Below are 13,166 nucleotides of genomic sequence, written 5' to 3' on the forward strand. Positions count from 1 at the left end.
ACGCCAGCGTAGGCGTCAGGGGCTTTTTTTAGTTGTCACTAACGAGCAACCTACCGCAGCAACACTAACTTGCCCCAGTCCTTTTTGAAGGCTTTGTCGGCGGCGGTGGCACGCTGCCTAAACTCACCCGTGGGGTCATCGAGCACCACGCGGTAGAGGTAAGTACCGTTGGCCAGCCGGTCGCCGTAGGTGTCGGTGCCGTCCCAGTACTGCTCGGTCATGTTGTTACCGATGCGCAGCGGGCCCATATCCTCCATCATGATTTCCTTCACCACCCGGCCCGTCAGGCTCACAATCTGAATTTTCATGTTGCGCGGCAGCGTTTCGCCGGTAAGCGTGAAGACGAAGCGGGTTTTGCTGGTTACCGGGTTCGGGTACGGGAAGACGTTGGTGATGGACGAGCCCGACACGACCTCGAACGTGATGCGGTAGGGCTCGGTGCCGGCCGCGTTGCCGCTGCCGTCCTTGCCCTGTACTTCCAGCGTGTAGATGCCGTCGGTAAGCGGCTGGTTCTTGCCCGGCTCAAACACCAACCGGGCCAGGCCCTGAGCTGAATCGGCCTTGAAGGACGTGATGCTGACCCCGTTCAGGTCGATGGCCTGGCCAGCCCCGCCGGGACGGGTGAGCACGAGCAGAAAATTGCCACGGCTGACAATCGGACGAAGCTTGTCGATGTCGCGCAGCTGCACACTGATGCTGGGTCGTGACGATACAATTTCGCCGTTCAACAGGTGGCGGCCATCGAAGGCCACGTCCAGTACCGGCGGCGTATCGTTGTTTATTACCTCAAAGGGAGCTAGCGTTAGCTCGTTGTTGAAGTATTGCTGCTCGGGCTGGCGGCGCGGGTTGAGCACTACCTGGCCCGAGAGCGTACCGTAGAGGCCCCGGGCGTCGAGCGTGACATTATAAGTCTGCTGGGTGTGAGCCAGCAGGGCCGCACCCTGAAGTGGGTAATACCGCTCGCGCGGAACCCCAGCCGTGCCCGAACGCAGCACGATATAGCCCACGAGTGGCGCTTTGAAGTCGAAGTCCGATACGTTCTGGAAAGTTACCGGCACCGTAACCGAGCCGGTTTTCTGGGCCTGCTCCGTCAGCTGAACGACCGTGAGGGGCGTGGCGCTGGGGCGGACCACACCTTCGGGCACGCCCTGGTAGGTTACCAACCACTGTTCCAACTGCGGTGTCTGACCGGAGCTATCGGCGGTGAATGTGGCCTGCAGCTGCAGGTAGCGATACAGCTTAGCCGATACGCTACTCAGCGCCAGCGTCCGGCTCGTGACGTTGGGGTTGAGCACGATGGTGTTTTCCAGGCTATCGATGCCCAGCAGTTTCAGCGTGTAGCCAGTTCCCGATTCGGTGCGGACAGTGTGATAAAGCGTCTCCCACTGCCGGGCCGGGCCGATACGGGTTGAGGTAATCGTTCCCTGCCGGGTGTTCTCGTTGAAGCTCCACTGCCCACCGGGCACGGCTACTTCCACCCCACTCCGCTCGTCGCGGCGGAACTGCCCGGGGTGGCTCTGCGACCAACCGCCCTGGCTACGCCCTTTAATCACGCGGAACGAGCTAACGGCCCAATCAGGGCTTTCGTCACCTTGGGGGGCGTGCAGGCGCACCCGCCAGTACCATACCACACTATCGGGCTGGCCGGGCAAGGTGGGCAGCGCGGGCGTCCACTCGGGTACCATTACGGCATTCAGCCGCGCCTGCCGTAATGGGCTGGCGAAGGTTTGAGTGGTATCCAGTTCCAGGTCGTATTCGCGGCTGACGGTGGTAGGCACGTTGCTCTGGGCTACCAGCCGTACCTCATTTGAGCCCACAATGGCGAATTCGGGTGGGCTGAGCGTAGTCACGCCACCCGTCAGGAAGGTGTAGCTGAGCGTGGCGCGGTTATTTGTCTCGTCAAGTTCGGGAATGACATTATCGGGGTCGATATCAACCTGGAACGTATTCTGGCCAGCAATGCTGCCAGTGGCCGGGTTGGCCAGGGCCAGCGTGTAGGTAGTGTCCTTGCGGGCCTGGAGCACCACGAAGTTGAAGACACTGGTGCTGCTGCCCACCGTGCGGGTAACGCGGATCGGCAGCGAGCCAGTGGTGATTTTACCGGGGTTGCTCACGCCTAGCTTCAGCTCGAACGCGGCATTGGGCGTGGCTGGCACCACGGCCGGCGAAATTTGCAGGCGGCTGTCAGCCGTCTGGAAATCGGGGCGCTCAGGTGAGAACAGCCGCAAGGCCGGGTCGCCCTGCCAGATGGTGCTCATCAGGGAGGGCACGGCAAATTGCCCGGGCAGCAGCCTAGGCTGTAGGCGTCGGAACGCCTCGGCCTGTGCCTCTACTACCGGTTTACCGTACCACTGCGGGTCGGTGAGCAGCAGTTGGTAGGTCAGCTTATCTACCTGATCGATATTGGCCGCTACATCGAGCGAGGAGTTGCCCATGAAGCCCACACAGCCTTTATCAGGTGCCAGCATCCAGTCTTCGCCCATCGAGCCTTCGCCAGTGAAAGCATTGCCCGCCACGCAGCCGCTCATAAACATCACCGGATAACGACCCTTGTTGGCATACCCGCTGGCGGGGGCCAGAATGTTAGTGGGTGTCAGGTCGAAGTTGCGCAGGCTGCCGTGACCGAAGTAATGGATAATGGACACGCCTTCGTTCACCTGTGGCGCAATATCAACGACTATGGGCTCAAAGCCTAGCCGCCCAATCCGGTCAATAAATCGCACTATACGTCCCCCAAAAAAGGGCTTCCGCATAATCTGGCCGTATTCTTCCAGGTACCTTTTAAACTCTTCGGGCTCGCCGGAATTTTGACCGCCAGCCAGCAACACCACATTGCGCCGCCAGGGCTCCAGGCCCAGAGCCTCATGCTCGCGCAGTTTGTTGAGGTAGCTTATAATCTGGTCGGGATTGTTGGCCGCCACGCGCCCGGTAGCCATCCGGCTGATATAGTCGCCATTGGTCCAGTCGGCGGTGAAGAAAATATCGGATGCCCCGCGCGAGCTGGTGGGCACATAATCGGGCGTGCCTTCGTATTGAGCCGGTGTGGCCTGGCGATGGAACAGTCCTTTGTTGACACGCGTGCCGGTTTCATAGCCCTTGCCCAGCAGCAACAAGCTGCGCTTCGTGGCCGGGTTTTTCGTTAGCATCCATTGCGCAAACTGCCGGATGGCCAGCGCCGACTTCTCGCCGTAGTGGAACTGGTCGTAGAGCTGCTCGGTACTTACTACCAGCGTATCGTGCCTGCCACCCGCCACCGAAGCGCGGTAGTTGGCATAGCTACGCACGGCGTTACCCGTGGTGCCGTTGGTGGTGGGTTTCATCAGCCCCCGGGCACTCACTATCAGAAAATTGGCGGTGGTAGGCAGGGCCCGAAAGCGCACTGGCTGCGCCGGCAACGGCGGCACCAAGGCGCGAGCCAAATCGTGCAGGCGCAACATCGGGGAGCGGACGGTGACGGCCGGGAATACGAACTGCGAAGTGCTACCCGCAGTCTGGGGTGAAATGCGCACTACGGCAGCGGGGTCAGTTACGTCGTAGCCTACCACGGTAGCGGGCAAGTTATCCAACTGATATGTAATCGGCTTAGCCAGCGTCGAATCGGGCAGAAAAGCTACCCCAACGTGGCCCACCACCCAGCGGCGGGTCTGCGGGTAGGTAACGCGCAAGTACCCTACGCGCACGAAGTTATCTTTGGTATAGCCGGGCACCTGCGGGGCCGCTAATTTCACCTGCAGCTTACCATCGGCCCCAATGTCGGAAGCTCGCAGCAGGGTCCGAAATGTTCTTTTCGCAAGACCGGCCAGGGGGAAAGAGCCCAGCTCGCGGGGGTTGCTGCCCGAGACGACTGATACGACAATCGTTCGGGTAATGAATCTAGTTCCTACCACTACTAACTCCAGGGACGGGTCGCCGACCACGGCGGCCAGCGAATCAAGCACATAGTTGCCCTCGCCAACCAGCCGTTGGCCTTGGTAACCGATGTTTGTTGAGAGAAAGCCTTCACCCGACTCCATCCAGGGTTGGTACACCAGCTGTTCTTCGCTGATGCTTGACCAGGTAGCAGCTTGTATTTGCGTATCCTGCTTGAGCCAGTTGGCGTGCGGCGCGCCGGCCGCCAACTGGGGCTGGGCCATGCGCTTGCCCAAAGCGGTGGGCGACACGGTCAGGAAGTAAGCGGCGGTATCGGTGTATAGGCTGTAGAGGTTATGTACCTGATCTGCCGGGTCTTTGTACATGCCCCGGTCGAGCTGGCCATCGTTGCGCTGGCCAAAGAACTCGACGAACGAGCTGGCATCGAGCGCCGTAGCGTTGCCGCCCACATGGATAGCTACCTCTTTGCCCCGCCGCCACAGCTGCAACCGCCGTGGATCGGCGCTGGTGATACCAGCGCGCTGTAGGTAGGGGTAGTCGAGGCGGTAGATACCATCCTTCACTACTTTAATCTTATAGTACGGCTGGCCAGGCGTTAGCCATTCGTTGCCATAAGGACCCGACTGGGCCTGAACGGCGGCTGTGCCCAACAGGCTCAGCAGCAGCACCAGCCACGCGGTTTTCAGGTAGTGTTGTTTCATCGATATTCTGCTAGAAGGCGAATAGATAGCGTCCGGCGGGCTGAAGCACCGCATCAAAGCTTATTTCAGGCCGTAGCCCAGCGACACAATAATGGAGGTGGGCTGCGAGCGTTGGCCCAGTTTTTCCACGGCCAGCCGGGTCAGCGCCATGTCGAGGCGCAAACCGCTCAGGGCTACGCCCAGGCCCAGGCTGGGCTGCACTTTCCAGGTTTCGGAGCCCGTGAAGGACTGCACCTGCTGGGCGTTGCCCACGCCACCGCGCAGGTACACCAGGTTCTTGTAGCCCAGCTCCAGGCCGGCCCGCGGGTCGAGGTTCAACGCCTTGCTCGATACCAGCGTGTTGCGTTGCCCGTCGGTGCTCAGCTCCATATCGAGGGCGGCCAGGGCCGTGAACTCGCCGGGCAGCTTGATAAGGCGGCTGCCGCCGAATACGAAGAGCGGCAGCGTGATTTCGGTGCTGTTCTCGGGCATCTGGTCCAGCGCGTTGGCCGGTCCCTCGAACTGGTCGCGGTGAATGGTCCAGGCGTTGTAAGTGGTGGTAATGTCGCGGGCCATCAGGCCCAACTGCCAGCCGTTGCGGCGGTACTGCACGCCCGCATCGATACCGAAGCCGATGGCATCGGCAAACGAGCCGATGTTGCGGTAGATGACCTTGGCGTTGGCCCCCACCTGCAGGCCCTCAATGGAGCTTATTTGGCGGGCGTAGGAGAGCAGCAGCGCGTAATCGGCCACCGAGAAGTAGCGGATGTTATTGTAGTCGATGTAGCCGTACTCATTCACCAGGTTGCGGGTGTCGGCAATATCATCAACCCCCAGCCGAATGAGGCTCACGCCCAAGGCACTCTTGTCGTCGAGCTTCATGCCGAAGCCGGCGTAATCGTTTTTCACGATGCCCGAGAACAGCTCGGAGTGCATCAGCACACCGTCGTACTTGTTCTTCTGGCTCACCAGACCGGCCGGGTTCCAGTAGCCGGCGGTGGCATCGTCGGCCAGGCTGACCTGCACTTTGCCCATGCCCAGCGCCCGACCACCCACGCCCACGTTCAGAAATTCGTTGCTGTATTTGGGCGTTTTGGTCTGGGCCAGCGCCGGCGACAGCATTACCAGGCTTAGGCCTGCACCCAGCAACAGGGCCTTATAAGAGGAGAAGTGGGGCATAGAGAAGTAAGCCAGATTCGAGTCCGATAAAGGAAGAAAAGCACTGTTCGGCAGCAACGCAAGATACTTAGTAATAGTGCGTCTCGGATTGCCTTCCTCACTAAAAACCTAAAGTGCAGGCTCAAAGATACGCTTCCAGTGCTTAGCTACGGGGGTCTGCCGCCACCGGCAAACCAGAAAATCAGCGCAACCAAATATTTGTTTTAACAGTACCTTGTGTTACATAGTACCTTTTACTATCTTTGACTCATTCTTCACCCCCAATCTGTCTTCACTTATGAAAGTCGAGAACACCCAAGTGCAGATGCGGAAGGGCATTCTGGAGTTCTGCATCCTCGAAATCATTGCCCGCGGCGAGGTCTACGCCTCCGATATGCTCGAAGAGCTGACGGCGGCCCGCATGCTGGTCGTGGAAGGAACGCTCTACCCACTGCTCACGCGCCTCAAAAATGCGGGCCTGCTGGACTACACCTGGAAAGAATCCATGAGTGGCCCGCCCCGCAAGTACTACACGCTCACGGAGGTCGGGCAGGACTTTCTGCACCAACTGCGCCTGACCTGGGAAGAAGTCCAGGAGTCAGTCCGCATCATCAGCCAGAAACCCGGCTCCGCGCCTGCGCTCTAAGCGCCGCCTCCCTCCTCTACTCCTATTGTTGACTTGTTGCAGCAACTACGATGAAAAAGAACATCAGCATCAACCTCCAGGGCATGATCTTCCACATTGAGGAAGACGGTTACGAAGTGCTCAGCCGCTACCTGACCGAGGTGAAGGCCCACTTCAGCGGCTACCGCGGGCACGAGGAAATCGTGGCCGACATTGAGGGCCGTATCGCCGAGCTTTTCGCCGCCCGCATCACGCCGCTCAAGCAGGTAATAACCCTGGAAGACGTGGAAAGCATGACCGCCAAGATGGGCCGCGTGAGCGACTTCCAGCCCGCCGACGAGGCCGACGACGACGAGCAGCTGCTGGCCTCGGCCGTAGCCAACGGCTCGGCCCAGGGCACCTACACCAGCAGCACCGGCGGCAGCACGACTACCGATGTGCCGCCTACCACCGACGAGGCCGAAACGGGCACCAAGCGCCTGTACCGCGACATGGCCAACAGCAAAGTGGCGGGCGTGGCCGCTGGTATTGCCCGCTACTTCGCCGTCAATCCACTCTGGATCCGGCTGGGTTTCCTGGTCCTGGCGCTTATCAAGCCCATTTCCCGGGGCGTATTCGACTTCGATGATGAGTCCTTCCGCTTCGAAGGGTTCAGCCTGGGCGGTTTCGCGGTGCTGCTGTATGTGGTACTCTGGATTGCCCTGCCCAAGCGTCACGACGGCACGCCGGCCGATGAGGACCCGACCTTTAAGAAGCTCTACCGCGACACCGACAACGGCAAAGTGGGCGGCGTATCGGCCGGTCTGGCCGCTTACTTCCGGGTCGATGTGGTGCTGATCCGGATTCTGTTCCTGGTGGGTTTGTTTGCCGGGGGCTTCGCCTTTCCGCTCTACCTGGCCCTCTGGATTCTGCTGCCCGAGGCCAAAACGGCTTCCGACCGGCTCCGCATGCGCGGCTCGGCCGTTACGCTCTCGGCCCTCGACAGCAACCTGCGCGATAACCCGTATGCGGCTGGCTCCGAAGAAAGCACTCCTAACAACCGTCCTGTAGGCACGTTTCTGGAAGACTCGTTCAGCAACATCCGGCCGGTGCTCAACGGTATTGGCGGCATCATTCGGGCCATCGTGGGTGGCTTGCTCATCCTGACCGGTTTCAGCTTGCTGCTGCCCATTATCCTGGGTCTGGGGGTTGGCCTGGGGATGACTACGGCCACCGATTGGGTTGATGTCGGCCCGCTGCAGCCCTTCCTGCTCTTCAACGATATTTCAGTGTGGGCCGTGCTGTCGTTCTTCCTGCTGGTGGGCATTCCGGCACTGGGGCTGCTGCTCACCGGAGTAAGCATGCTGCTGCGCCGTCCGGTACTGTCGCGGGCTGCCAACCTCACGCTGCTGGGTTTGTGGCTGCTGGGCATCGTAGGCAGCTCGATGGCGGGCATACGGGCCAGCCGCGAGTTTCAGCGCGAGTCGGAGGTTACGCAAACCGTGGCCCTCAATGGCCTGACCAGCTCCCGGCTGCTGCTGGAGCGCCGCCAGCTCGACAACGACCAGTGGGTAGGCCTGGACATGATTGGTATAGACAGCGCCCAGGCGCCCCGATTTGAGCGCATCATCTCCGCCAAAGGCTCGTCCGATTCACTGGCCCGCCGCACGGCAGCTACGTCCACTACCCACAACCTGCGCGTCCTCAACGATTCGACCCTGAGTGTAGACGACCACTTCACGTACCAGCCCAAAGCCCGCCTGCGCGACCAGCAGATGCGCCTGCGCCTGCTCATGCCCCGCGGCCGGACTTTCCGCATGACGGAATCTTTTTCCAACTGGCTTGATGCGGAAGATTATGTGGGCGGACGCCAGCCATACAGGTCGGAGAATTTCGTGTACCGCATGAAGGGCAGCAAACTGGAATGCCTGACCTGCACCGATGCTGACCTGCGCGGCGGCAACGAGGACAATGCCGACGACGAAACCAGCGCCGACTACGACGAAGGCCGCGCCGATGCCAACATCAACCTCGACTTTGGCGGTGTAGACAGCTTCGACACGTCCGAGAGTGGCTACGGCGCAGGCCGGCGCAGCTACTCCGAGTCGGACTTCGACCACGTATCCGTGGCCGGGCCCTACCGGCTGGTGGTGCGCCCCGGCAGCAGCTACTCCATCAAAGCCGCCGGCTCCGATGAGGCCCTGCGCCAGCTGCTAGTGGAGCGCGACGGCAGCGAACTGGTTATCAAGCCCCGCAACCGCAGCGTGTTCCGGATGGGCGACTTTTCTTCCGAGGCCAGCCGCGTGCTGATAACCGTGGAGCTACCCGAGTTGAACCATCTCGAACTGGTGGGTGGGGCCCGCGCCCAGGTGGGCGGTTTCGGCACCGGCGACCTGAACGTAGAGCAGGCCGGCGGTTCGCAGCTGGCCCTCGACGGCAAGTTCGGCGAGCTGAATATGGACCTGGCCGGCGCCTGCCGGGCGGCGTTACGCGGCTCGGCCGACGAGCTGATAGTTGATGGGGCCGGTGCCTGCGAGGTAATTGCTTCCCGCTTCACCGCCCGCAACGCCAACATCGATGTGGTGGGCGCCAGCAAAGTACGCCTGAACGTGACCGGGGAGCTACAGGCCGAGGCCACCGGCGCCAGCGTAATCGAGTACAGCGGCTCGCCCACCAATGTGCGCCGCAGCGCCGTGGGTGCCTCCAGCGTCCGGGCCGTGCGCGACTAGGCGATTTTGCCAGCGGGGTACGACTACCCCGCTGGCCCTGCACGATGCTGGCTGCCGCACTTATTCTACTGTAACCCGTTGGCTTCTTAGCCGTTCTATATCCAAAACAGTAACCTTACACCGGGCCAAGCAACTATTGGCTCGGTTTTTATTTCAGCTTATTGCAGCGCCCACAAGGCGCCTTGGATAAGGGTCCGTATGTGAGTGAAAAAGTGCGACCCTAGAAAGCCCCGGCCTGTTTCCCTGCTGCAACAGGAGGGTTGGGGCTTTCTTATTACCAGCCCGTAGCTAGCCCCGGCAAACGCATAAGCGGCCGGCTCCACCTTGGGGCCGGCCGTTTATGCGTTTGCCGGAGAGCCGGTGGCTAGAAAAGCTTGATGCGGTACACCGCGTCGGTAGCGCCGCCGAACAGGCCGTAGCCGCCGCGCAGGTTGGAGTGCAGCGGGGCGGGTTCGGCAAAGGGGTTGCCATCGGTGTTGTAGAAGCGCAGCACCGACTGGAAAAACTGGTAGGTATCGGGCGTGATGCTACTAACGATGACTTCGAGGTAGCCTGGCTCCGGAATACTCCCCCCGCTGCCATAGCCGCCCTGGAAATACAGGCGCACGTCGGTACCGAAGCTCAGCAGCGGCCCGCTGCTGGTCGCGTCGCTGTACGGATACTGACTGTAGAAGCTGTCGGGCTGCGAGAGCTGAAAGCGGCTCAGGTTGATGTCGGGACCATCGGCGCCGGGCGCGCTGTAATCGCGCGACACGCCGCCCCAATAGTTGCCCTGCTTATCGAGTACGCGGGCATAAGCCAGGTAATAGTCGGTGGTAGCGGGGTTGTCGGCCACGGCCACTGTGAGGCGGCCGCCATAATCGACGTAGCCGTAGGGACCACCGCTATTGGGGTCGCGGGGGCGGGCCACGTAGCCGACCGATTCAATGGTGGGCACGGCGGGCAGCCTGAGACTGGCTTCGACAGCCTCTACGCCGGGGGCCGAGGCCCGCAACGTGTAGCGGCGGCCGGGCACGCCGGCAAAGCCCCGGGTGGGCGCATAGTCGCCATAAATACTGTCGGGCCGGCTGCCGCCGCTGTAGTAGCCCGGCTGGGCCTTCGAGCGGAACTGCTCCACCAGCTGGCCGCTTTCATCAAACAGCTGCACCGTGGCGTCGCCGCGGCCAGTCAGCTCCTTGGTTTCGAGCACGCCCTGGCTGCTGCTCACGTATAGCTTGCGCTGCTCAAAAAAGCTGCGGTTATTGGTAGTAGTGGGCGGTTCGGGGGGCGTGTTACTGAGCGTGTAGCTCAGTGCCATCCGGGGCGTGTGCGGCGGCGTGTCCACGTCCACAACCGTTTCGCAACCCGCCAGCCCCAGGCCAAGGCTTACCCCTAATAACAAACGCAGCTTATCCATATCAAGAAGAACTAAAAACCCAACGTAATCAGCAGAAACCAGTAAACCCAACGCGAAACGCGCAGCAACCAACGGACAAAAAAATCAGCGTAATCGGCTAATAATCAGCGGAAATCAGTAATCAAAATTTAAAGGCCTTGCTGAACGACGGGATAATGGGGAACAGCGACACCTGACGGTAGGTGGGCTTTTCCTGCACGTTGCCCTGGTAGTCGGTGTAGCCGCGCTGGTAGTAGAGGTAGTAGGGGTTGCGGCGGCTGTAAGCATTGTAAATGCTGAAGCTATTGACGATTTCGCCCCACTTCTTCTTCTTGGTCTTGCTCAAATCCAGATCGAAACGGTGGTAGGCCTGCATCCGGAACGAGTTCCGGTCGCCGTAATCGTCATACTCCTGGCCGCCGCCGAGCAAAAAACGGCCCTGCGAAAGCGTGGTGGCGTTGCCGGTGCCGTACACCCAGGTAGCCGAGAGCGTGAAGGTGGGACTGAAGTGGTGCGAGACGACCACCGACACATCGTGGCGCCGGTCGTATTTGTAGGGGAAGATGCGGCCCTGGTTGAGGTCGGGGAAGCGGCGCTTGCTCCAGGCCAGCGAGTAGCCGATCCAGCCGGTAGTGCGGCCGGTTTTTTTCTGCAGAAACAGCTCGCCGCCGTAGGCCCAACCTTTGCCGCTGGTCACCTTGTCTTCCCACTGGCTATCCACGGTGCCCAGGAAGCTGGCTCCCTCGCGGTACTCAATGAGGTTGCGCATGGGCTTGTAGTAGGTCTCGAAGCTCAGCTCGTAATCTTCCTCCTTGAAGTTGATGGTGCGGGCCGCCCCCAGGCTGAACTGCTGGGCCAACTGGGGCCGGATGACGGGCGTAGAAGGCACCCACAAATCGGTGGGCAGCCCAATGCCGCTGTTCACGAGCAGGTGCACGAACTGCGAGGTGCGGGCATAGGAGGCTTTCAGGGCCCACTGTTCGGTGAGCAGGAAACGTGCCGCCAGCCGCGGCTCGATGCTGGGATAAAACGTGCCCCGCACCAGAAAGCCGTTCAGGCGCAGGCCGCCGTTCACTTTCAGCCGCTCGGTCAGCCGGTAATCGTCTTCGGCGTAGAGGCCTACCTCGCTGGCCAGCGTCTGGGTGCCCAGCTTGGTCTGGCCATCCACGTCGCCGAAGTTACCCTTCTCCTGCAACGCGCCGGGCCGGAACGAGTGCAGAATATATTGCCCGCCAAAGCGGATGTAGTGGTCGGGCGAGGGCGCGTAGTCGAAATCGGTTTTAAGGCTCAGGTCGCGAATATTGGAGAAGTAACGTAGCGAGTATTTGTCGGTGCGGGGCTGGCCGCGGTTGTCGGTGTAGCGCTGCTCGTTTTCCTGGCCCACCTCAAACTGGTATTTGCTGTAGCTGAAATGGGTGTTCATGAACAGCTTATCGTTCACGACGCGGTTCCAGCGCAGGCCCGCCGTGAGGTTGCCCCAACCCAGGTTGGCCTCCGCGCGGCTGTAGTCGCTCGAATTTTTGTCTTTGTCGCGGAAGCGGGCGTAGAACTTGTCGTAGCCGGTGTAGCCGCTCAGGTACAGCCGGTCGCGGCCGCTGAGCTTCCAGTTGAGCTTGGCGTTGAGGTCGTGGAAGAAGTACCCCACCGAGCCGGCCCCGCCCTCGGCTGAAAGCTGCGACTTGATGAAGGGCTGGGCCAGGATATCGAGGTAGGTGCGGCGGGCCGAAATCAGGAACGAGGCTGTGTCTTTCTTGATGGGGCCTTCGAGCGTGATTTTGGCGGCCACAATGCCCACAGCGCCCTCGCCATGGAACTTCTGCATGTTGCCCTCCTTCATCGAAATATCGAGCACCGACGAGAGCCGGCCGCCGTAGCGGGCCGGGAAGCCGCCCTTAATCAGCTCCACGTTGTTGAGCGCGTCGGCGTTGAAAACCGAGAAGAAGCCGAACAGGTGCGCCGCATTGTACACCGGCGTGCCGTCGAGCAGAATCAGGTTCTGGTCGGGCGAGCCGCCGCGCACATACAGGCCGCTCTGGCCCTCGCCGCCACTCTGCACGCCCGGCAATAGCTGGAGCACCTTCAGCACGTCGGTTTCGCCAAACAGCTTGGGCAGGTTTTTAATCTGGGCGATGGGCACGTTGATGGTGCTCATGCGGGTGCTCCGTTCAATGCGCTCCTCCGTGCCCCGGTTGCCCACGATTTTTACCTCGCCCAGCTCACTGCTGATGGTGCGCAGCCGGAAGTTATGGCTGGCGTTGGCCGTGGCCACTGTAGCCCAACGGCTGCGCTCGTAGCCCAGGTAGCTGGCCAGCAGCCGCACCGAGTCGGTGGGGGCGGATAGCGTGAGCGAGTAGAAGCCGTAAGTGTTGGTGGCCGCGCCCTCGCCGGTAGCCGGGCTGACGACGGCCACGCCAATCAGGTTTTCGCCGGTAGCCGCGTCGCGCACATAGCCACTAATGGTAATTTTGCCCCCCGATTGGGCCCGGGCAGCCCCACCGGCCAGCAGCACCGCGCCGGCCAGCAGCAACGAGCGAATTATAGTATGCATAGCGGTTTCGTTATAGCTAAGGATTTTGAGGAAGGATCGATAAGTAATACTCGCTTGGCAAAAAAGATTGCCCCAAGTTGCGGAAGCAGGAACAATTTTGCAGCCACTCTCGTTGAAGCGTCCCAAAATTCCAACGCAAAAGTTACAATAAACTGATAATCAACAATAAATTAAAGCACCTGAAGCGAGAAAAGTGGAAAGG

General features: G+C 60.8%; 6 protein-coding genes. 2 read left to right on the plus strand and 4 right to left on the minus strand.

What is annotated here, in order from left to right:
- Nucleotides 1–50 precede the first annotated feature (50 nt).
- Nucleotides 51–4,571, minus strand: a complete 4,521-nt coding sequence (porU2, locus tag D0N36_RS05990; protein ID WP_190242539.1) for a putative type IX secretion system sortase PorU2 — start codon at nt 4,569–4,571, stop codon at nt 51–53.
- A 60-nt stretch (nt 4,572–4,631) separates the two neighbouring features.
- Nucleotides 4,632–5,729 (minus strand): putative type IX sorting system protein PorV2, encoded by a 1,098-nt coding sequence (locus tag D0N36_RS05995; protein ID WP_116940502.1) that lies wholly within the window; start codon nt 5,727–5,729, stop codon nt 4,632–4,634.
- 277 nt (nt 5,730–6,006) lie between these two features.
- Here D0N36_RS05995 and D0N36_RS06000 point away from each other — a divergent pair, with 277 nt between their 5' ends.
- The gene (locus D0N36_RS06000; protein WP_116940503.1) at nt 6,007–6,354 is read left to right on the plus strand and encodes a PadR family transcriptional regulator; all 348 of its coding nucleotides are present in this window, start codon (nt 6,007–6,009) and stop codon (nt 6,352–6,354) included.
- A 50-nt stretch (nt 6,355–6,404) separates the two neighbouring features.
- A complete protein-coding gene (locus D0N36_RS06005) occupies nt 6,405–9,041 on the plus strand; it encodes a PspC domain-containing protein (RefSeq protein ID WP_116940504.1) in 2,637 nt (878 codons plus the stop codon).
- 364 nt (nt 9,042–9,405) lie between these two features.
- Here D0N36_RS06005 and D0N36_RS06010 read toward each other — a convergent pair whose 3' ends face one another.
- Both D0N36_RS06010 and D0N36_RS06015 read right to left on the minus strand, forming a co-directional pair.
- Entirely contained in the window at nt 9,406–10,437 is a 1,032-nt protein-coding gene (locus tag D0N36_RS06010; RefSeq protein ID WP_116940505.1) for a DUF4249 domain-containing protein, read from the minus strand.
- Between the two features lie 121 nt (nt 10,438–10,558).
- Nucleotides 10,559–12,964, minus strand: a complete 2,406-nt coding sequence (locus tag D0N36_RS06015) for a TonB-dependent receptor (RefSeq protein ID WP_116940506.1) — start codon at nt 12,962–12,964, stop codon at nt 10,559–10,561.
- Nucleotides 12,965–13,166: the final 202 nt, after the last annotated feature.

It is taken from the genome of Hymenobacter lapidiphilus (assembly GCF_003417065.2).
Taxonomy (GTDB): domain Bacteria; phylum Bacteroidota; class Bacteroidia; order Cytophagales; family Hymenobacteraceae; genus Hymenobacter.

Excerpts from the sequence above, each read along its gene's own strand:
- D0N36_RS05995 (WP_116940502.1), bottom strand. The coding sequence starts at position 5,729 with ATGCCCCACTTCTCCTCTTATAAGGCCCTGTTGCTGGGTGCAGGCCTA.
- D0N36_RS06005 (WP_116940504.1), top strand. The coding sequence starts at position 6,405 with ATGAAAAAGAACATCAGCATCAACCTCCAGGGCATGATCTTCCACATT.
- D0N36_RS06000 (WP_116940503.1), top strand. The coding sequence starts at position 6,007 with ATGAAAGTCGAGAACACCCAAGTGCAGATGCGGAAGGGCATTCTGGAG.
- D0N36_RS06015 (WP_116940506.1), bottom strand. The coding sequence starts at position 12,964 with ATGCATACTATAATTCGCTCGTTGCTGCTGGCCGGCGCGGTGCTGCTG.
- D0N36_RS06010 (WP_116940505.1), bottom strand. The coding sequence starts at position 10,437 with ATGGATAAGCTGCGTTTGTTATTAGGGGTAAGCCTTGGCCTGGGGCTG.
- porU2 (WP_190242539.1), bottom strand. The coding sequence starts at position 4,571 with ATGAAACAACACTACCTGAAAACCGCGTGGCTGGTGCTGCTGCTGAGC.